The following is a 19,024-nucleotide window of genomic DNA, read 5'->3' as shown; positions in this document are numbered from 1 at the left end:
CGGATCAAGGTCACCTCCCATTTGGCAACCTTGAATCACTTCGAAGCCGATATGGGAATCCTTAAACGTCAACAGACCCTAGTTGATCAGCCCGGCGTGGCGCATGGCCGCGTCCATCTTTTCCTTCGTCGCCTCGGTCAGGCCCACCAGCGGCAGGCGCACTTCGTCCGAGCACAGGCCCAGCTTCCACATGCCATATTTCGCGCCGCACAGGCCCGGCTCGGTGAAGATGGCGTCGTGCAGAGGCATCAGCCGGTCCAGATGGTCCAGCGCGGTGGCGTAATCGCCGGCCAGCGTCGCCTCCTGAAACTCGGCGCACAGGCGCGGGGCCACGTTGGCGGTGACCGAGATGCAACCGACCCCGCCATGGGCGTTGAACCCCAGCGCGGTCGCATCCTCGCCCGACAGCTGCACGAAGTCGGTGCCGCAGGTGATGCGCTGGCGCGGCACGCGGGCCAGATCGCCGGTGGCGTCCTTGACCCCGATGATGCGCGGCAATTGTGCCAGCTTGCCCATGGTGGCGGGCATCATGTCGACGACCGAGCGACCGGGGATGTTGTAGATGATGATCGGCAGGTCGCAGCAATCGTGCAGGGCGGTGAAATGCGCGATCATGCCGTCCTGCGTGGGCTTGTTGTAATAGGGCGTCACGACCAGCGCCGCATTGGCCCCCACCTGCTCGGCGTATTGCATGAAGCGGATCGCCTCGGCGGTGTTGTTGCTGCCGGCTCCCGCGATCACGGGGATACGGCCGGCGGCGGCCTCGACCACCACTGCGATCACACGCTCATGCTCGGCATGGGTCAGGGTGGGGCTTTCGCCGGTGGTGCCCACCGGAACAATCCCGTGCGAGCCTTCGTCCACATGCCAGTCGACAAGTTTCTTGAGCGTCTCATAGTCCACTGCGCCGTCCTTGAACGGCGTCACCAGGGCAGGAAGGCTTCCCTTGAACATGACACGCTCCTTCTCATCTTTCCGGGGCTGGACACCCCGCACTTGGGTTTCGCACCTGATCCACCGGTCATTGCCCCCATGGCGCCATCGTGAATTGCGGGCCTGGAGGACCGGGGATAGGCTGGCGCTGTTCTATCCTTTGTCCGATTGGAAAATGCAAGAGATGTTGCGCCGTCTTTCCCTGATGCTTGTCCTTGCGTTGCCCGGCGTTGCCTCCGCGCAAGAGGGGCCGAAACCGCTGGTGTCGGCGCTGGATGCGATCCGCAGCGGCGATTTCGTGGCCGCGCAGGCGCTTGCCGAGCGTGCGGGGGACCCGGCGGGCGACCTGGTGGAGTGGTATCGGCTGCGGGCCGGGCGCGGCACTTTGGGCGAGGCGCTGGCGTTTCTGACGCGCAACCCCGACTGGCCGGGGCTTGACCTGCTGCGCCGCCGGGCCGAGGCGGCGGTGGAGACGGCGACGGATGACGAGATACGGCGATTCTTCACCGATCACACGCCGCAGACCGGCCGGGGGGCGCTGGCCCTTGCGCGCGCGCAGATCGCCGCCGGACAGGGGGGCGAGGCGCAGGCCGGGCTGGTGTTGGCCTGGCGCACGCTGGGCCTGAACGACACGGAACAGACGCAGTTCCTTGCCCGGCATGCCGATCTGCTGACCCCGCATCACGTGGCGCGGCTGGACATGGCGCTGTGGCGTGGCATGGCCAGCGATGCGCGGCGGATGCTGCCGCTGGTGCGGGCCGACTGGCAGGCGCTGGCCGCCGCGCGACTGGCCTTGCAGGGGCAGACCGACGGGGTGGACGGGCTGATCGCCGCCGTGCCGCCCGCGCTGAAGGACGACCCCGGGCTGGCCCATGACAGGTTCAACTGGCGCATCGCCAAGAGGCTGACCGACGGCGCGATCACCCTGATGCTGGATCGGTCTGACATGTCCGACGGGCTGGGCCGCGCCGAGGCATGGACCGGCTGGCGGCGCTATCTGGCGCGGACCGAGATGCGCGGCGGTCGCCCGGCACAGGCCTATGCGCTGGCGTCCGGTCACGGTCTGACCGAAGGGTCGGCCTATGCCGACCTGGAATGGCTGTCCGGCTATCTGGCGCTGCACTACCTCGACGATGCTGCGCTGGCGCTGGATCATTTCCAGCGATTCCGCGCGGCGGTGGCGACCCCGATCTCGCTGGGTCGGGCCGGGTACTGGATCGGTCGCGCGCAGGAGGCGTTGGGCGATGACGAGGCTGCGATGCTGGCCTATGCCGAAGGGGCCGCGCATCAGACCAGCTTTTACGGGCTGCTGGCGGCGGAACGCGGGGGCCTGCCCTCTGATCCTGAGCTGGCGGGCACCGAGACATTTCCGGACTGGCGCGCGGCGGAATTTGCCCGCTCCCGCGTGTTCGCGGCGGGTATTCTGGCGCTGAATGCCGGGCAGGTGTCGCTGGCCGAGCAGTTCTTCACCCATCTGGCCGAAACGCTGAGCCGGACCGAGCTGGGGCAGTTGGGACAGATGGCGCTGGATCTGGATCAGCCGCATCTGGCGGTGATGATCGGCAAGGCCGCAGCGGCGCGCGGGATCACCCTGCCCGGCCCCTATTATGCGCTGCATCCGCTGATGGACATGGACCTGCCGGTGCCGCCTGATCTGGCGCTGGCCATCGCGCGCCGCGAAAGCGAGTTTGACCCGGGCGTGGTCAGCGGCGCGGGGGCGCAGGGGCTGATGCAGGTGATGCCCGCCACCGCAGCCGAGGTGGCGCGCGGTCTGGGGCTGGCGCATGATGCCGGTCGCGTGCTGTCGGACCCTGCGTATAACGCCACGCTCGGGGCGGCCTATCTGGCCGAACTCGCGGCGCGGTTCGACGGCAACCCGGTGATGATGTCGGCGGCCTATAATGCCGGGCCGTCGCGCCCGATCCGCTGGATGCAGGAGAACGGCGATCCGCGCACCGGTGCGGTGGATGTGGTGGACTGGATCGAGCATATCCCGTTCAACGAAACCCGGAACTACGTGATGCGCGTCACCGAAAGCCTGCCGGTCTATCGCGCAAGGCTGGGGCGCGACCCGCACCCGCTGCCGTTCTCGCGCGAACTGGTGAGCGACACGCTGCGCGGCCAGTAGGCTGCGGATCGCGCCCGGCCTTGCACGCCACTGTCGGATGTCGGCACAGGAGGCATTCTGCCGAATTCTGCAGGGATTGCTAATGGGTGCTTAACCGCATGTTTCGGGTCGAATGCGTCGCCTCGGGTTTCTATTGCTGTTCCTGAAGATCAGCAGGAGAACAGGTATGATGGCGGTCAGACACCTGACACGGGCAGCCTATGGCATTCATATTGCGGACCAGATCGCGCTTGTTTCGGTTCCGCTGGTGGCCGCCCTGATCTTTGATGCCCGGCCAAGCATCATCGGATTGCTTGTCGCCTGTCAGTCGATGGCGCATCTTTTGGGATCCATCCCGTTCGGCATCCTGGTCGATAGCTGTCAGCACAGGACACTGGCCATCGGCGCGACACTGGTTTCGCTTTTGGGGTTCATCGGTGCCGCGGTCGCTGTGGTTTTCGGCAGCCTGTTCTGGTTTGGCCTTTTCGTGGTGCTGTCAGGTTTCGGCATCGTGCTGTTTGTGCTTACGGCGCTTTCGATAATCCCGAAAGTCGTGGCATCAAGGGAGTTGGGCAGGGCCAATGCCGGCATGGAATTGCCGCGTGCGCTGGCCTCCTTCGCCGTGCCGCTGGCTATCGGAATCGCGGTTTCATACCTGTCCGCAGGCTGGTTGTTTCCCCTCGCCGCCCTTGGCGCTGCCTTCGCGCTCGGTTTTGCGGTGCGGCTTCCTGTGTTCGAGCTCACACCCAATACCACGACCCAAGGTATCTTTCGCAGGATTCTCGAAGGTGGGAAATTCGTGATGGATCACGGCCTGCTGCTCTCGATCCTGCTTTGCGCGATTTTCTGGAATTTTGCCTTTTCGGCGATTCTGGTGACGATGGTGCCGATGATCCGCGACGTCTACCTGATAGGCGCGGGCACATTCGGAATTGCCCTCGCCGCCTTTGGTGCGGGTGCGATCGCCGGGTCATGGACAAGCCGCAAACATGGCTCGCGCATTCCGCCCAACTTTGTGCTGCTGTTCGGGCCGGGCATTTCCATACTGGCGCCGGCGATCCTGTATCTGGCTCCGGCACAGGGGCCTTTGCTGCCGATTTGCGCCGCCTTCTTCATCCTCGGGTTTGGCCCGTCCATGTGGCTGATCGCGCAAAATTCGGTCCGGCAATCGGTATCGCCCGGCCACATGCTTGGACGCGTAAACGCGGTCATTCAGACGGCCATCTACGGCGTGCGCCCCCTGGCCGCGCTGGTGGCAGGCGCTGTGGTCGGGGCCACATCCCCTCAAGCGGGTCTGGTGATGGTATTCGCAGCTTTCGCGCTGTCGTTCCTGGCAGCAGCCTTCAGTGGCCTGAGGCACGTCAAAAGCTACGAAGGCCTCACATCAGTGGTCGTGGCGCAGGTGGCCCCGGGGCGTTCGTGACAGGCTGTTTTTCAAGGTGGATGTTCAAAGCCGGTATCTTGAAACCCGTGTTGCCCTGCAGTGCCAGGGGCCGCGCAGTCCTGCGCCCGACCAAGGGCGCACCGGAAGGGATCGCAACCCACATCCCGGGTCGCCCTTGCTAGCGCGCCTGCCGTTCCCGCCAGAAGGTGAACAGCCCCGCCGCCACGATGATCGTGGTGCCGATGGCGACGTTGCTGCGGATCACCTCGTCGAACAGGATCACCCCCATGACCGAGGCAAAGACAAGCTGGAAATAGGCGAAGGGCTGCACCACGCTGGCCTCGGCCACCTCGTAGGTCTTGATCAGCAGGTAGTGCCCGCCTGCCCCGGTCAGGCACAGCAGGCCCATCCAGCCCCAGTCGGGGGCGCGCATCGGTTCCCAGAACCACATGCCCGCAAGGGTCATCGCCACCATGCCCACCGTGCCGGTCCAGAAGAACGAAGTGGCTGCGGAGTCCGTGCGCGCGACATAGCGCGTCAGCAAGCCATAGAGCGCGAACATCAGGGCCGAGACCAGCGGGATGATCGCCGCAGGCTGGAACACGCCGTATCCGGGTTGCAGGATGATGACGATGCCCACGAACCCCACGCCGATCGCCGCCCAGCGGCGCCAGCCCACGGATTCGCCCAAGACCGGCCCCGACAGCGCTGCGATCAGCAACGGATAGCAGGCAAAGACCGCGTGGCTTTCGACCAGCCCCAGCACGGTAAAGCCCCAGATCGCCACGCAGATTTCGGCCACCAGCAGCACCGCGCGGAAGGATTGCACCCAAGGCTGGCTGGTCGAGGCGGCGGCGCGGATGCCACCTGCCTTGCGCGCGGCCACTGCCGTGACAAAGGCGGCAAAGAACCAGTAGCGGATCATCACCACCATCAGCACGTTGTATTCGCCCGCCAGATGGCGGCTGATCCCGTCCTGCATCGCGAACACGAAGGTGGTGGACACCATCAGCATGATGCCCAGCCGGGCGTTCGAATCCTTCAGCACGTAGCCCTTGGTCATGGGGCGGGCATCCTTGCAACGGTCATGTGGCGCTTGCGCCCGTACCCTGCGCGGCGGGTCACGTCAAACCCCGCCTCGGTCAGCGCCCGGCGCACATGGCCCGCCGCCGTGTAGGTGGCGGCGGTCGCGCGCGGCGCGCAGTGATCGGCCACCGCCTGCATCAGGTCTGCCCCCCACAGTTCGGGGTTCTTGGCGGGCGAGAAGCCGTCAAGGAACCACGCATCGGCCCGGCCTGTCCACGCCGGGACCGTCTGGCGCGCATCGCCGATGATCACGTGAAGGGTCATGCCGTGGCCCATGTCGATGTCGCGCGCGCCGGTCGCCCATGTGTGTAGCAAAGGCTGCGCCAGATCGCCAAGTTCCGGAAAGGCGGCCAGCGCCTGCGCCATGTCGGGGGCGGTCATCGGGAAGCCTTCGAAACTGGTGAAGCGCAGCCGGCCCGGCGCGCCCGCACCGATCCACGCCTGCAAGCTCGCCAGCGCGTTCAGCCCGGTGCCAAACCCCAGTTCGGCGATGTGAAACCCGTCGCAGAACCGCGCGGGCAGGTCATTGCCGGTCAGGAATGTGTGCCGCGTCTCGTCCAGCCCGTTGTCGAGGCTGAAATACGGGTCGTCGAACCGGGTCGACACAGGCACCGCACCGCCCTGCCATTCCACCTCTGCACGCTGGTCTTGCATGGCACCATCCCCTACACCGGGGCGCAGGATGGACCGGGCAAGGGGCGATGGCAATGGCGGACGTGCCAGTAGAGGTAACAGTGCGCGGGGCGGGTATTTTCGGCCTGTCGATCGCCTGGATGTGTGCCACGCGCGGGGCACGCGTGCGGGTGGTCGACCCCCATGGCGCGGGGTCGGGCAGCAGCGGCGGCGTCGTCGGCGCGCTGGCCCCGCATGTGCCGGAGAACTGGAACGACAAGAAGGCGTTTCAGCTCGACAGCCTGTTGATGGCCGAATCCTTCTGGGCCGACGTGGCGGCGGCGGGTGGCATCGATCCGGGCTATGCCCGCACCGGCCGGGTGCAGCCGGTGGCCGATGAGCGCGGCCTTGATCTGGCGCATCAGCGAGCCACAGGCGCCGGGGCGCTGTGGCAGGGGCGCGCGGTCTGGCAGGTCGCGCGCGCCGATACGATGGGCGGCTGGGCACCGGACACGCCGACAGGATGGGTGATACACGACACGCTGAGCGCGCGGATGCACCCGCGCCGCGCCTGTGCGGCGTTGGTGGCGGCGCTGGCCGCGCGCGGGGTGAATGTGGTGGCCGAGGCCCCGGATGCAGGCGCGGTGATCTGGGCCACCGGCGTGGCGGGGCTGGATGAGATCAGCCGCGCCACGGGCGCGACGTTCGGCAACGGCGTCAAGGGACAGGCGGCGCTGTTGCGGCTGGACCGCCGCGATGCGCCGCAACTCTTCGTGGATGGGGTGCATGTCGTGCCCCATGCCGATGGCACAGTGGCCGTGGGATCGACCAGCGAGCGGGATTTCGACGCGCCGGGCACCACCGATGCGCAGCTTGACGACGTGATTGCGCGCGCCCGTGCCGCCGTGCCCGCCCTGCGCGACGCGCCGGTCATCGAACGCTGGGCCGGGGTGCGGCCCCGCTCCAAAAGCCGCGCGCCGGTGCTGGGGGCGCATCCGCTGTATCCCGGGCAGTTCATCGCCAATGGCGGCTTCAAGATCGGCTTTGGCATGGCACCAAAGGTGGCGCAGGTGATGGCCGATCTGGTGCTGGAGGGCGTCGATGCGATCCCCGACGGGTTCCGCGCCTAGCTAGATCAGCAGCGCCAGCGCAACGCCGAGGGTCACGGCCGAGGCCAGCGTGCCCAGCAGCACCGAGACCGAGGCCAGACCGGCGGTGCCATACTCCTGCACGAAGATCGGATAGACCGAGAACATCGGCATCGCGGTCGAGAGCACCAGCGCGATCGCCAGCGCGCCTTGCGGCACCGGCAGGCCCAACAGGGGCAACAGCGCCAGAAGCCCCACTGCCAGCAGGGGATGCACCACCAGTTTGCCCAGCGCGATGGCACCGGACGCCGCACGGTCGCCGGTCAGGCGCAGCCCGGCCAGCCCCACTCCGATCACCACCAGCGCCACCGCCCCGGCGGACGCCGCGGCCAGATCCAGCAGGCGCAGCACCGGGGCGGGCAGATCGATCCGCAGCAGCGACAGCACCAGCCCCAGCAGCAACCCGATCACCAGCGGGCGGCGCAGCACCGACAGGATCAGCCCGGCCACCACGCGCCACAGCGGGCGTTGCCCCTGGGGGCGCGACAGCTCCAGCGCCATCAAGGCGACGGGAATCAGCAGGAAATTCTCGACCATGAAATTCAGTGCAAGGATCATCGCGGCGTGATCGGGAAACACCAGCAGCATGATGGGAAAGCCGACAAAGCCGGAGTTGGGGCAGGACGCGCCCATCCCGGCGGTGGCAGCGCGGGCGCGGTCCTGTCCGCGCAGGCGGAAGGCGGCATAGGCCAGCGCCATCGACGCCAGCCCGGCCGCGGCAAAGACCAGCAGGTAGCCGGGGTGCAGCACATCAGCCAGATCGCGCCGCGCGATGGCCCCGCACAGCAGGGCAGGCAGGGCGATGTTCATCACATAGGCCGACAGCGGCCGTGCGTCGGCAGGGATCAGAACGCCCGCGCGCACCAGCCCCCAGCCCGCGCCGATCAGCGCAAAGATCGGCAGCAGGATGTCCGCGATGGCCGTCATGCGCCGGGCCAGTGGTCGGGTGGCGCGGCCCCGATTTCCCCGGCCAGTTCGCCCAGAAACCGGCGCATTGTGGCCGCGCGGGTCTGCGCTATGGCGCGGCCGGTGACGGTCAGCATGCCATCGGGCAGGCGCAGCAGCTTGGCGGCGAAATGATCGATGGCAAAGGTGCTGTCATCCAGGGCACGCGCGGTGGCAAAGGGATCATCCGGCGCGTGGATCGACCGGCCCAGCGCGCCGGATACGGCAAAGGCGCGCGCGATGCCGATGGCGCCCAGAGCGTCCAGCCGGTCGGCATCGCGCAGGATCGCGGCCTCGGGCGTTTCGGGCGGGATACCGGCGGAAAAGCTGTGCGCCTCGATGGCATGTTGCGCGGCGGCGATCTGGCCCAAGCCCATCCCCAACGCTTCCAGATACGGCGCGGCGGCCTGTGCCGCCAGCCGCGACGCCTGCGCGCGGTCAGGCGAATCCTTGGGCAGGTTCACCAGATCATGCAGGTAGGTGGCAGCGCAAAGCACATCCATGTCCGCACCGCCCTCGGCGGCCGCGATGGCGCCGGCATTGGCCCAGACGCGATCCAGATGGGCCAGGTCATGCGCGCTGTCCTGCGCCATCTCGCGCGCGGCGATGGCGCGCAAGTCCTGGCGCAGCGCACTCACCCGATGCGGCCCCGGTTTTCCCCAATCTGGCCGCGATGCAGCAGCAAGTGATCCAGCAGCACGCAGGCCATCATCGCCTCGCCCACCGGCACGGCGCGGATGCCCACGCAAGGATCGTGCCGGCCCTTGGTGATGATCTCGGTCGCCTCGCCCGATTTGGTGATGGTCTGGCGCGGTTTCAGGATCGAACTGGTGGGTTTCACGGCAAAGCGCACCACAACGTCCTGTCCGGTGCTGATGCCACCCAGAATGCCGCCCGCGTGGTTCGAGGAATAGACCGGCTGGCCGTCGTTGCCCATGAAGATCTCGTCGGCGTTGTCCTCGCCGGTCAGGGTGGCTGCCGCCATGCCTTCGCCGATTTCCACGCCCTTGACGGCATTGATGCTCATCATCGCGGCGGCGAGGTCTGTATCCAGCTTGCCATAGACCGGCGCGCCAAGGCCCGCGGGCACGCCGCGAGCCACGACCTCGATCACAGCACCGACAGAGTTGCCGGATTTGCGCAACCCGTCCAGATATCCGGCCCAGTCGCCGGCAGCCTGCGCATCGGGGCACCAGAACGGATTTTCCCCGATCTGGCCCAGATCGAGGCGCGCGCGGTCGATGCCATGCGGGCCGATCTGGGTCATGTAGCCGATGATCTCGATCCCCGGCACCATCTGCGTCAGCGCCGCCCGCGCCAGCCCGCCTGCCGCCACGCGCGCGGCGGTTTCGCGCGCCGAGGACCGCCCCCCACCACGATAGTCGCGGATGCCGTATTTCTGCCAATAGGTGATGTCGGCATGGCCGGGGCGGAATTTCTCGGCGATCTCGGAATAATCCTTGGACCGCTGGTCGGTGTTCTCGATCATCAGCTGCACGGGCGTGCCGGTTGTCTGGCCCTCGAAAACGCCCGACAGGATCTGCACCTGATCGGCCTCGCGCCGCTGGGTGGTGTATTTGCTTTGCCCCGGCTTGCGCCGGTCCAGCCAGTGCTGGATCGCCCCCTCGTCCACCGGAACCCCCGGCGGCACGCCATCCACCGTGGCCCCCAGCGCGGGCCCGTGGCTTTCGCCCCATGTGGTGACGCGGAAAATATGGCCGAACGAGTTGAGCGACATGGGGCGCGATCCTTCTCTGTGGTCGGGGTCGGGGTTACCCGATTGCCACGCAGGGCGCAATCAGCGGGCTGCGGCACGATTGGTCACAGTGCCCTGCTCTGGTGCCGCCGCGCGCCTTGGGCTAGGTGTATGCGCACCGCCACGGGCCCGGACATCCCATGACCTATCAGCCGCATTCCGCCTTTGCCGCGCCAGCACAGGCCACCGCCACGATGCCGCGGCTGGTGCTGGGCGTGGTGCTGATCGAAGGCATCAACAGCGGCCTGCGCTGGCTGTTCGATGCGTTCCTGACATGGGCACCGGGGATCAGCGCGCGGGCCGTCTGGGTTGGCAACACGACGCCGGGACTGCTGCTGCAACTGTTCAGTTTCGGCTTTCTGGCGCTGGGGGTGCTGCTGGTGGCGCAGCGCCTGCACCGGCGCGGCCTGTCCAGCCTGACCGGCCCGCCGCGTGCCACCCTGCGCGATCTGGCCCGCGCCTTTCTGGGCGCGCTGCTGCTGTTTGCCCTGATCGAGGCGCTGCCGCCCCGGTTCGACCCCTCTGGCGCGATGCTGATGCGCGACCTTGGCCAATGGCTGCTGATCCTGCCTGTGGCGCTTCTGGCGCTGACCGTGCAAAGCGGGGCCGAGGAGCTGTTTTATCGCGGCTATATCCAGCAACAACTGGCCGCGCGCTATCACAACACGATGATCTGGATGCTGGTGCCCAACGTGATGTTCGCGCTGGCCCATTGGCAGCCGGGTGATTTCAACCTGCCCGCGTTTCAGTACGTGATCTGGGCGTTCTTTTTCGGGCTGGCGGCATCTGACCTGACCGCGCGCACAGGTACCCTGGGCGCGGCGGTGGGGTTTCATCTGGCCATCAACGCCTTTGCCTTTCTGGTGTTTGCCGAACACGCCTCGCCCGACTCGGGACTGGCACTGTTCCTGTTTCCGCAAGGCAGCCTTGTCAGCGAGATCGAACAGGCGGGCGGGCTGCTGTCGCGGCCGTTCCTGGCCGAACTGTCGGGGGTGGCGCTGTTGTGGCTTGCGGTACGGCTGGCGCTGCGGCGCTGATTGCAATTCGTCCCGCCGGGGCTTATCTGAGGCCAACGTCGCAACAAGGGCCCGCCCGCATGAACTGGATCACCAACTACGTCCGCCCGCGCATCAACTCGATCTTCTCGCGCCGCGAAGTGCCCGAGAACCTGTGGAGCAAGTGCGACGAATGCGGCACGATGCTGTTTCACCGCGAACTCAGCGACAACCTGAACGTCTGCACCAATTGCGGGCATCACATGCCGATCACGCCGCGCGACCGGTTTCGCGCGCTGTTCGATGGTGGTGTGTTCTCCGAGGTTGCGGTGCCCGAGCCGCTGGCCGATCCGCTGCAATTCCGCGATCAGAAGAAATACCCCGACCGCCTGCGCGCCGCGCAGAAACAGACCGCCGAGAAAGAGGCGATGCTGGTCGCCAGCGGTGACATGGGCCGCACGCCGATCGTGGCAGCCGCGCAGGATTTCAGCTTCATGGGCGGGTCGATGGGCATGTATGTCGGCAACGCCATCATCGCCGCCGCGCAGGAGGCGGTAAAGCTGAAACGCCCGCTGATCCTGTTTTCCGCCGCCGGTGGCGCGCGGATGCAGGAGGGTATCCTGTCCCTGATGCAGATGCCGCGCAGCACCGTGGCGATCCAGATGCTGAAAGAGGCGGGGTTGCCCTATATCGTCGTGCTGACCCATCCCACCACCGGCGGCGTAACGGCCAGTTACGCGATGCTGGGCGACGTGCATATCGCCGAACCCAATGCGCTGATCTGCTTTGCCGGGCCGCGCGTGATCGAACAGACGATCCGCGAAAAACTGCCCGAGGGGTTCCAGCGCGCGGAATACCTGCTGGATCACGGCATGCTGGACCGGGTGACCCCGCGCACGCGGATGCGCGACGAGCTGATCACGATCACCCGGATGCTGATGGCCCTGCCGCCCGCCGTGCGCGGCGATCTGCCCGCCCCCGGGGTGCCCGAAAGCGCCGAAGAACCCGAGGCCCAGGCCGCCGAGCAGACCTGAGCGTCGCACCCTGCCGGTTCCGGTCGCAAACCGGCCTTTCCGCGCTGTGCATGGGCGCTAGAACCCATGCCAAGCGCCCTCTCCTGATCACAGGCCCCCCGTCATGACCCAACGATCCGATGCCATCCTGGACCGCATGATGGCCCTGCATCCCAAGCTGATCGATTTCACGCTGGACCGGGTGCTGCACCTGCTGGATGTGCTGGGCAATCCGCATCACGACCTGCCGCCGGTGATCCATATCGCGGGCACCAACGGCAAGGGCAGCACGCAGGCGATGATCCGTGCGGGGCTGCAAAGCGCGGGCCACCGCGTGCACGCCTATACCAGCCCGCATCTGGCGCGGTTTCACGAACGTATCCGGCTGGCGGGCGATCTGATCACCGAGGACGCGCTGACCGACGTGCTGGACGAATGTTACGCCGCCAATGACGGCACGCCGATCACCTATTTCGAGATCACGACCTGCGCCGCGATCCTGGCCATGGCGCGCACCCCGGCAGATTACACCTTGCTTGAGGTCGGGCTTGGCGGGCGGCTGGATTGCACCAACGTGGTGGACCGCCCCGCGCTGACGATCATCACGCCGGTGTCGCTGGATCATCAGGCGTTTCTGGGCGACACGCTGCCGCAGATCGCGGGCGAAAAGGCGGGTATCATCAAACGCGGCGTTCCGGTGGTCATCGGCCCGCAGGACGACTGTGCGCTTGAGGTGATCGAGGCACGGGCCAACCGCTTGGGCGCGCCGATACTGGCCCATGGCCAGCACTGGCAGATCGGGACCGAGCGCGGGCGCATGACCTACATGGACGATCACGGGCTGCTGGACCTACCCCTGCCCAACCTGCCCGGCGCGCATCAGATCCAGAACGCCGGGGCCGCCATCACCGCGCTGCGGCATCTGGGGATGGACGATCGCGCGGCCGAAGCGGCGGTGACGCAGGCCTTTTGGCCTGCGCGGATGCAGCGGCTGGCCGATGGCCCGCTGGCGCGCGCCGCGCCGCAGGCCGAACTGTGGCTGGATGGTGGGCACAACCCGGCGGCGGGCGAGGCGCTGGCCGATCATATGGCCGGGCTGGCCCGGCGACCCACATGGCTGATCTGCGGGATGCTGAACACCAAGGATGTGCGCGGCTACCTGTCCCCTCTGGCGCGGGTGGCCGACGGGCTGATCGCCCTGTCGATCCCCGGCGAGGCGAACACCCTGCCCGCCACCACCACGGCGCAGGCCGCCCGCGATGTCGGGCTGGAGGCACAAGAAGGCCGCGACATTCACAACGCCATCGCACAGATCACCGCCCACACCCCGCAGGCGCGCATCCTGATCTGTGGCTCGCTGTACCTTGCCGGGGCGGTTCTGCGCCTGCAAGAGGCCGGGTAGGCTTGGCTGCCCACAACTCTTGCGGGCAATTCTGGTCTTTACACTGCTTATCCGACTGTCGTGCTTGACCCGACACCAGCCGATTCGTATGTCTTGCCACGGGGTGGGCTTTTTTCCACTTTCAGGTTTCAGGCCCCAGATATGGTGGTGATACGTGGTTTGTTTCATGCGTTTTGTGTTTGTCATCGTAGCATGGGCCGGTCTGTCGGCGTCAGCCGGGCAGGCGCAGGAGCTTGGGATAACCGAGAGCCTTCGCGGTCTCAGCTTTGCGCGCAACGGCGTCACCCATACCGTGGGCCGCAGCCTGTCGGCCTCTGACTCCGCCGCCAACCTGCGCGCGGCGATTGACCCCGCCTGCCCGCCCAGTTGCGTGCAGCCGATGCAGGCGGCACCCGGCGTCGTCACCGTGGCCGAGCTCGAGGTGCTGGAGTTCATGGCAGGCCCCGTGGCCGAGGGCACCGGCCTGCTGGTCGACGCGCGGCTGGCCGACTGGTTCGCGCGCGGCTCGTTGCCGGGCGCGATCTCGATGCCCTATCCGGCGCTGTCGCCCGAAAACAGCTTTCTGCCCGACATATTGCAGGCGCTGGGGGCGCGGCGCGATGCGGCAGAGTGGGAATTCGACGCCGCCTTTGATCTGCTGGTCTTTGGCAATGGTCCTGCGTCGGACATGGCAGGCCGTGCCGTGCGCGGTCTGCTGGACGCGGGCTATCCGGCGGCAAAGCTGCGCTGGTACCGCGGCGGCGTGATCGGCTGGGCCGATCTTGGCCTGACCCTGAAGGAGCCCGCAGGATGACCCGTGTCCCGTTCGGCCCCGGAACGATCCGCATCGCGTTGATGGCGGTGATGTTCGTCGCGCTGACCATGGCGCTGATCATGCTGCAACCCGGCCCGGACCGCGAGTTCGCCGCGCCGAGTGACCGCGATCAGGTCAGCAAGTCGGACATGACGGCCATCGACGACAGCCCGCCCGCGCCGGTCGTGGTGCCGGTTCAGGTGCCGGTGGCACCGCTTCCGCAACCCGCCCCCCTTGCCGCGACCGTCCCCCCGGCCCCGCGCAGTGTCGAAACCCCGGCACCAGAACTGCGGCAGATGAGTTGGGGCATCCTGCAGCAGCTTGACGCCGCGACCGGGCGCGATACCGCACCGGGCGATCCGGGCAGCCTGCTGCACACCATCGTGGGCCGCGCCATGAGCGATGGCCTGTCCGACACCGGCCAGACCGAGATCGCCACGCGCCTGCCCCGGCCCGAGATGCCGAAGGACGACACCTATGTGGTTCAGCCCAACGATACCCTGCTGGTTATCGCACAACGCACCTATGGCGACCCTGCCGCCTTTGACCGGATATTCGAGGCGAATCGCGACCAGTTGACCAGACCCGAGGATATTCGGGTCGGTCAGGTGCTGCGCCTGCCGCGTCGGTGAAAAAAGTTTCGAATCAATTCAATCGATTCTTCGTTTTCTACCAAAACGGGAATCACATTTGATTGACTGATTCGCCTTTCTACGTCTAGATATGGGGGAATATCCGCCCCGGGACGCAGGATGAGGGGCAGGTCAGGGCTCTGACCGCACGGACCAGGTTACGCACGCAGGAACGAAAGAGGGGCCGAACCAACGGCCCCCTTTCATTTCTGTCGGATGGTCAGGACCGCAGCCCGGTCTCGCGCAGCAGGCCGCGCCGCTTGGCCTCGTAGTAATAGCCGCGCGCATACCACATCACGGCGCGATCCATGTTGCCGTCCGACACCATCCAGGCCCCGCGCAGATACCTGACCGCGTAGCGCAGGTTGGTTTCCGCATCCAGCAGGTCACGCGGCTGGCCGCGAAACCCCATCGTCCGGGCGGTCTGCGGCAGGATCTGCATCAGCCCGTAGTAGGGCCCGTTACGGGCACTGGGCCGGTGGGTGCTTTCGCGCACGACCACCCGCTGCACCAGGTCCACCGGCACATCGTACAGGTTTGCATATTCCACGATCAGCGCCCGCAGCTCGGGCGTCTCGTTGGGATAAAGCGGCGCGTCATAGGCGGCCAGGGCCGGAGGGGCCTCGGACGCGCCACAGCCCGCCAGCGCCAACGCGCCAAGTATCACGAAACGTCTGTTCATGCGCTGGCCATTAGCACAGCATTCTGCATCCGCACAGCATCCGCGCGCTGACATAGGCACAAAACCGCGCGCCCTGCCGCAGTGCCAGACCGCCCTTTGCCAAATCGCCCACCCGAGGAGCGCAGCCGGAGGCGAGCACCGCAGACATCTGCGTGCGCGTCAGCGCACCCCGCGCGGTCACGCCTCGCCCCACCCCTCGGCCTGCATTTCGCGCAGGCGGCTGGCTGTGCGTTCGAACTCGAACACCCCCTCGCCCTCCATGTACAGCATTTCGGGCGCATCGGCGGCGGAACAGATCAGCCGCACCCTGGCCTCGTACAGAGCATCGATCAGCGTGACAAAGCGCTTGGCCTCGTTGAAATTCGACCGCCCCAGCGCCGGGATATCCTCGAGGATGAGCAGCCGCGTCACCTCGGCCAGCGCCAGGTAATCCGCCGGGCCCAGCATCCGCCCGCACAGGTCGTGAAAGGTCGCCCGTGCCACCCCGTTGTGATAGCGCGGGATTTCCACCTTGCGGCCCTTGACCACCAGCACCAGCGCCTGATCGGCCCCGTCGGTCAGATCGTCCCAGATCGCGGCGATGGCCTTGCGCGCGGCCGCATCGGCGGGGGTGAAATACACCTGTTCGCCCTGCAGACGGTCCTGCCGGTAATCACGCGGGCTGATCAGTTCATGCACTTCCATGCGCTGTTTCAGCAGGTCGATGAAGGGCAGGAAGATCTGCCGGTTCAGCCCGTTCTTGTACAGGTCATCGGGCACCCGGTTGGACGTCGTGACCACCACCACGCCTGCGTCGAACAGTTTCTCGAACAGCCGCCCAACGATCATCGCATCGGCAATGTCGGTGATCTGCATCTCGTCAAAGGCCAGCAGGCGCACCTCGTCGGCCACGGCCTTGGCGACCGGGGCGATCGCATCCTCGACATCGGCCTTGCGGGCCTCGTGCAGCGCGGCCTGGATTTCCTGCATGAAGGCATGGAAATGCACCCGCCGCTTGGGTGCATCGACCACCGACACGAACAGGTCCATCAGCATGGATTTGCCGCGTCCCACGCCGCCCCAGATATACAGCCCCCGGATCGGCTCGGGCTTCCTGGCGAACCAGCCGCGTTTGACGGGGGCTTGAAGGGCCACGCGGATACGTTCGAACTCGGGCAGCGCCGCCTCTTGTGCGGGGTCGGCATGCAGATCGCCTGCCTGCACCATGTCGGCGTATGTGTCCTGTATGCGCGTCATGGCCCCCGATTACCGCGCCGCGCAGGCCAAGGGAAGCAGGGCACGCAAAAAAGGGGCGGCCACAGGGGCCGCCCCGGTTGTTCCCAGATACAAGTTTACTGGAACTTCCTGATCTCGCCGGTGCTCAGCCGCGACCAGTAGCTGTTGAGCTCGCGCTTGACGATGGGCATCAGGAAATACAGCCCGACGATGTTGACCACCCCCATCGCGAACAGCGCCGCATCCGAGAAATCCAGCACCGCGCCCAGGCTGGAGACCGAGCCGACAAAGATGAAGAAGCAGAAGATCAGCTTGAAGATCATTTCCTGCGTCTTGCCCTCGCCGAACATGAAGGTCCAGGCCTTGAGCCCGTAATAGGACCAGGTGATCATGGTGGAAAAGGCAAACAGCACCACCGCGATCATCATGGCAAAGGGCGCCCAGCCAAAGGCCGATCCGAACGCCGCCGAGGTCAGCGGCACGCCCGCGTCGGTGTCGCCCACCGTGGCAATCCGGCCCGCGTCGTTCAGGACATAGAGCCCGGTTTCGGGGTCGATCACCAATTGCTGCGTGATGATGATCACCAGCGCGGTCATGGTGCAGACGATCACCGTGTCGATGAACGGCTCGAGCAGCGACACGAAGCCTTCGGTGATCGGCTCTTTGGTACGTACCGCCGAATGCGCGATCGCGGCCGAGCCGATGCCGGCCTCGTTCGAGAACGCGGCCCGGCGGAAGCCCTGAATGATCGCGCCGACGATGCCGCCGACGATGCCGCTGTCGGTAAAGGCCCCGCGGAAGATCTCGCCGATGGCCCACAGGATCATGTCGGCATTCATCACAAGGATCAACAGCGCCAGCAGCACATAGCCGATGCCCATGAAGGGCACGACCTTTTCGGTGACGCGGGCGATGGACTTGATCCCGCCGATGATCACGATGAACACGATCACCGTCAGGATCAGCCCGGTGACCCAGGTGGGTATGCCCGTCACAGCGTTCACCTGGCTGGCGGCCTGATTGGACTGAAACATGTTGCCGCCGCCCAGCGCGCCCAGCACGCAGAACACCGAGAACAGCACCGCCATGAACCCGCCCAGCGGCAGGCCGCGTTCGGCGAAGCCCTTTTTCAGGTAATACATCGGACCGCCCGAAACCGTGCCGTCAGGGTATTCGTTGCGGTATTTCACACCCAGGGTACATTCGGTGAACTTGGTCGCCATGCCCAGCAGGCCGGCCAGGATCATCCAGAATGTCGCCCCCGCGCCGCCGATGCTGACCGCCACCGCAACGCCGGCGATATTGCCCAGCCCCACCGTGCCCGACAGTGCCGTTGCCAGCGCCTGAAAGTGGCTGACCTCGCCCGCGTCGTTCGGGTCGGAATAGTCGCCCTTGACCAGCGCGATGGCGTGGCGAAAGGCGCGGATCTGGATGAACCCGAAATAGGCAGTGAACACCACCGCCGCGATCACCAGCCAACTGACGATCCACGGCACGCCAAAGACGTTGGCAAAGATCAGGTTGACGAACCACCCCGTGCTGGCCGCAAAGATCGAGTCGATCTGCTCGCCGATACCCTGCGCAGCGGCAGGCCCGGCCAGCGCAAGCATCAGGCCTGCCGCAGCGGAGGCCTTGGTGAACTGTCTTGTCATGATGTCTGTCCCCGTCATTATGGTACGATGGTGCAGGGCACAGGTGCGACCTGCACCAGCGCGCCGGCGACCGATCCGAAAACACGGCTGCTCAACCCGCTTGTGCCGCTGCGTCCCATCACCATCTGCATTGCGTTCTCGGTCTTGGCGATCTCGCACAGCGTTTCGGCGATGTGCCCATAGCGGATCACGGTTTCGACCGTGACGCCCTTTTGGGTCAGTTCGGCCACGACGGGGGCCAGAATGGCCTCTTCGGCGCGCTCCATTTCCTGGCGGCGGCGTTTGTGCCGTTCTTCGATCTCTTCCCGTGTCAGAAAGGAATAGGGCGACCATTCCAGCACATGGGCCAGCACGATACTGCCCCCCTGCAAGGCCGCGCGGTCCAGCGCGAAATCAAGCGCGCGGCGGGCGGCATCGCTGCCGTCGTAGGCCACGACAAATTTTCCAGACATTGTAACGATCCCTGTTCAGTTTCCTGCATTTCCCGAAATGCGCGGATCGCGCTTGCAGACCGCCGGGTCGGGCCCCGCCTTCACCGTATCGTTACAATCCAAAAAAGGTAGCTTTTTTGAGTTTGGCGCCGGTTTTCGGGCCGTTCGGCCGGTATTTCGCAGAATTTCCGGCACATTCGCCCATCAGGTCTGCCCTTGGCAGTTTCCCCGCCGCAGG

General features: G+C 66.3%; 18 protein-coding genes. 8 read left to right on the top strand and 10 right to left on the bottom strand.

The features are described from left to right. Nucleotides 1-78: 78 nt before the first annotated feature. A complete protein-coding gene (gene dapA / locus ACFTOW_RS16400) occupies nt 79-954 on the bottom strand; it encodes a 4-hydroxy-tetrahydrodipicolinate synthase (protein ID WP_379917670.1) in 876 nt (291 codons plus the stop codon). 184 nt (nt 955-1,138) lie between these two features. Between dapA and ACFTOW_RS16395 the strand changes: the two genes are divergently transcribed. Together ACFTOW_RS16395 and ACFTOW_RS16390 are read left to right on the top strand one after the other, a co-directional pair. Further along, the gene (locus tag ACFTOW_RS16395; protein WP_379917668.1) at nt 1,139-3,061 is read left to right on the top strand and encodes a lytic transglycosylase domain-containing protein; all 1,923 of its coding nucleotides are present in this window, start codon (nt 1,139-1,141) and stop codon (nt 3,059-3,061) included. Between the two features lie 112 nt (nt 3,062-3,173). Next, nucleotides 3,174-4,463, top strand: coding sequence for an MFS transporter (locus tag ACFTOW_RS16390; RefSeq protein WP_379917666.1), 1,290 nt, complete (start codon nt 3,174-3,176; stop codon nt 4,461-4,463). Between the two features lie 139 nt (nt 4,464-4,602). On the opposite strand, the gene ACFTOW_RS16385 is transcribed toward ACFTOW_RS16390, so the two are convergent. Both ACFTOW_RS16385 and mnmC2 read right to left on the bottom strand, forming a co-directional pair. After that, nucleotides 4,603-5,487 carry a DMT family transporter gene (locus ACFTOW_RS16385; RefSeq protein ID WP_379917664.1) on the bottom strand — a complete coding sequence of 295 codons (885 nt, stop codon included), beginning with the start codon at nt 5,485-5,487 and terminating at the stop codon, nt 4,603-4,605. Beyond that, complete coding sequence (mnmC2, locus tag ACFTOW_RS16380) at nt 5,484-6,164, bottom strand: tRNA (5-methylaminomethyl-2-thiouridine)(34)-methyltransferase MnmC2 (protein ID WP_379917662.1); 681 nt, start codon at nt 6,162-6,164, stop codon at nt 5,484-5,486. Before mnmC2 ends, ACFTOW_RS16385 begins: the two co-directional genes overlap by 4 nt. Before the next feature lie 47 nt (nt 6,165-6,211). Between mnmC2 and ACFTOW_RS16375 the strand changes: the two genes are divergently transcribed. Next, a complete protein-coding gene (locus ACFTOW_RS16375) occupies nt 6,212-7,252 on the top strand; it encodes an NAD(P)/FAD-dependent oxidoreductase (protein ID WP_379917660.1) in 1,041 nt (346 codons plus the stop codon). Here the strand turns inward: ACFTOW_RS16375 and ACFTOW_RS16370 are convergent, their stop codons facing one another. From ACFTOW_RS16370 to aroC, 3 genes are read right to left on the bottom strand one after another with little or no spacing between them, the layout of a single operon-like run. After that, nucleotides 7,253-8,197, bottom strand: coding sequence for an AEC family transporter (locus tag ACFTOW_RS16370; RefSeq protein ID WP_379917658.1), 945 nt, complete (start codon nt 8,195-8,197; stop codon nt 7,253-7,255). It abuts the gene before it with no gap. Further along, nucleotides 8,194-8,853, bottom strand: a complete 660-nt coding sequence (locus tag ACFTOW_RS16365) for an HD domain-containing protein (protein WP_379917656.1) — start codon at nt 8,851-8,853, stop codon at nt 8,194-8,196. Before ACFTOW_RS16365 ends, ACFTOW_RS16370 begins: the two co-directional genes overlap by 4 nt. Next, a complete protein-coding gene (aroC, locus tag ACFTOW_RS16360; protein WP_379917654.1) occupies nt 8,850-9,953 on the bottom strand; it encodes a chorismate synthase in 1,104 nt (367 codons plus the stop codon). The genes ACFTOW_RS16365 and aroC overlap by 4 nt, the downstream gene beginning before the upstream one ends. Nucleotides 9,954-10,111: 158 nt before the next feature. Here aroC and ACFTOW_RS16355 point away from each other — a divergent pair, with 158 nt between their 5' ends. From ACFTOW_RS16355 to ACFTOW_RS16335, 5 genes are all read left to right on the top strand, one after another. Further along, nucleotides 10,112-11,008, top strand: coding sequence for a CPBP family intramembrane glutamic endopeptidase (locus ACFTOW_RS16355; RefSeq protein WP_379917652.1), 897 nt, complete (start codon nt 10,112-10,114; stop codon nt 11,006-11,008). A gap of 59 nt (nt 11,009-11,067) precedes the next feature. Further along, on the top strand, nt 11,068-12,000 hold the full coding sequence (accD, locus tag ACFTOW_RS16350) for an acetyl-CoA carboxylase, carboxyltransferase subunit beta (RefSeq protein WP_379917650.1): 933 nt from the start codon (nt 11,068-11,070) through the stop codon (nt 11,998-12,000). Between the two features lie 103 nt (nt 12,001-12,103). After that, nucleotides 12,104-13,381: a bifunctional folylpolyglutamate synthase/dihydrofolate synthase gene (locus ACFTOW_RS16345; protein ID WP_379917647.1), complete on the top strand. Its 1,278-nt coding sequence runs from the start codon at nt 12,104-12,106 to the stop codon at nt 13,379-13,381. Between the two features lie 166 nt (nt 13,382-13,547). Then, nucleotides 13,548-14,174 carry a rhodanese-like domain-containing protein gene (locus ACFTOW_RS16340; protein WP_379917645.1) on the top strand — a complete coding sequence of 209 codons (627 nt, stop codon included), beginning with the start codon at nt 13,548-13,550 and terminating at the stop codon, nt 14,172-14,174. Further along, nucleotides 14,171-14,806 (top strand): LysM peptidoglycan-binding domain-containing protein, encoded by a 636-nt coding sequence (locus ACFTOW_RS16335; RefSeq protein ID WP_379917643.1) that lies wholly within the window; start codon nt 14,171-14,173, stop codon nt 14,804-14,806. The genes ACFTOW_RS16340 and ACFTOW_RS16335 overlap by 4 nt, the downstream gene beginning before the upstream one ends. A 220-nt stretch (nt 14,807-15,026) precedes the next feature. On the opposite strand, the gene ACFTOW_RS16330 is transcribed toward ACFTOW_RS16335, so the two are convergent. The 4 genes from ACFTOW_RS16330 to ACFTOW_RS16315 form a co-directional block, all read right to left on the bottom strand. Next, complete coding sequence (locus tag ACFTOW_RS16330) at nt 15,027-15,488, bottom strand: transglycosylase SLT domain-containing protein (protein ID WP_379917641.1); 462 nt, start codon at nt 15,486-15,488, stop codon at nt 15,027-15,029. A 177-nt stretch (nt 15,489-15,665) separates the two neighbouring features. Further along, on the bottom strand, nt 15,666-16,724 hold the full coding sequence (zapE, locus tag ACFTOW_RS16325; protein ID WP_379917638.1) for a cell division protein ZapE: 1,059 nt from the start codon (nt 16,722-16,724) through the stop codon (nt 15,666-15,668). Nucleotides 16,725-16,819: 95 nt separating this feature from the next. After that, the gene (locus ACFTOW_RS16320) at nt 16,820-18,355 is read right to left on the bottom strand and encodes an alanine/glycine:cation symporter family protein (RefSeq protein WP_379917636.1); all 1,536 of its coding nucleotides are present in this window, start codon (nt 18,353-18,355) and stop codon (nt 16,820-16,822) included. A 17-nt stretch (nt 18,356-18,372) separates the two neighbouring features. Continuing rightward, nucleotides 18,373-18,807, bottom strand: coding sequence for a universal stress protein (locus ACFTOW_RS16315; protein WP_379917634.1), 435 nt, complete (start codon nt 18,805-18,807; stop codon nt 18,373-18,375). Nucleotides 18,808-19,024: the final 217 nt, after the last annotated feature.

This window comes from Lacimonas salitolerans (genome assembly GCF_042677865.1).
GTDB classification, from domain to species: Bacteria; Pseudomonadota; Alphaproteobacteria; order Rhodobacterales; family Rhodobacteraceae; genus Lutimaribacter; species Lutimaribacter salitolerans.
This window is presented reverse-complemented; position numbering and strand designations above follow the sequence as displayed.

What these genes read in the sequence shown, in the direction of transcription:
- ACFTOW_RS16385 (WP_379917664.1), bottom strand. Translation starts at nt 5,487, where the DNA reads ATGACCAAGGGCTACGTGCTGAAGGATTCGAACGCCCGGCTGGGCATC.
- ACFTOW_RS16355 (WP_379917652.1), top strand. Translation starts at nt 10,112, where the DNA reads ATGACCTATCAGCCGCATTCCGCCTTTGCCGCGCCAGCACAGGCCACC.
- zapE (WP_379917638.1), bottom strand. Translation starts at nt 16,724, where the DNA reads ATGACGCGCATACAGGACACATACGCCGACATGGTGCAGGCAGGCGAT.
- dapA (WP_379917670.1), bottom strand. Translation starts at nt 954, where the DNA reads ATGTTCAAGGGAAGCCTTCCTGCCCTGGTGACGCCGTTCAAGGACGGC.
- ACFTOW_RS16330 (WP_379917641.1), bottom strand. Translation starts at nt 15,488, where the DNA reads ATGAACAGACGTTTCGTGATACTTGGCGCGTTGGCGCTGGCGGGCTGT.
- ACFTOW_RS16395 (WP_379917668.1), top strand. Translation starts at nt 1,139, where the DNA reads ATGCTTGTCCTTGCGTTGCCCGGCGTTGCCTCCGCGCAAGAGGGGCCG.
- ACFTOW_RS16335 (WP_379917643.1), top strand. Translation starts at nt 14,171, where the DNA reads ATGACCCGTGTCCCGTTCGGCCCCGGAACGATCCGCATCGCGTTGATG.
- ACFTOW_RS16315 (WP_379917634.1), bottom strand. Translation starts at nt 18,807, where the DNA reads ATGTCTGGAAAATTTGTCGTGGCCTACGACGGCAGCGATGCCGCCCGC.
- accD (WP_379917650.1), top strand. Translation starts at nt 11,068, where the DNA reads ATGAACTGGATCACCAACTACGTCCGCCCGCGCATCAACTCGATCTTC.
- aroC (WP_379917654.1), bottom strand. Translation starts at nt 9,953, where the DNA reads ATGTCGCTCAACTCGTTCGGCCATATTTTCCGCGTCACCACATGGGGC.
- ACFTOW_RS16390 (WP_379917666.1), top strand. Translation starts at nt 3,174, where the DNA reads ATGCGTCGCCTCGGGTTTCTATTGCTGTTCCTGAAGATCAGCAGGAGA.
- ACFTOW_RS16345 (WP_379917647.1), top strand. Translation starts at nt 12,104, where the DNA reads ATGACCCAACGATCCGATGCCATCCTGGACCGCATGATGGCCCTGCAT.
- ACFTOW_RS16375 (WP_379917660.1), top strand. Translation starts at nt 6,212, where the DNA reads ATGGCAATGGCGGACGTGCCAGTAGAGGTAACAGTGCGCGGGGCGGGT.
- ACFTOW_RS16370 (WP_379917658.1), bottom strand. Translation starts at nt 8,197, where the DNA reads ATGACGGCCATCGCGGACATCCTGCTGCCGATCTTTGCGCTGATCGGC.
- ACFTOW_RS16320 (WP_379917636.1), bottom strand. Translation starts at nt 18,355, where the DNA reads ATGACAAGACAGTTCACCAAGGCCTCCGCTGCGGCAGGCCTGATGCTT.
- mnmC2 (WP_379917662.1), bottom strand. Translation starts at nt 6,164, where the DNA reads ATGCAAGACCAGCGTGCAGAGGTGGAATGGCAGGGCGGTGCGGTGCCT.
- ACFTOW_RS16340 (WP_379917645.1), top strand. Translation starts at nt 13,548, where the DNA reads ATGCGTTTTGTGTTTGTCATCGTAGCATGGGCCGGTCTGTCGGCGTCA.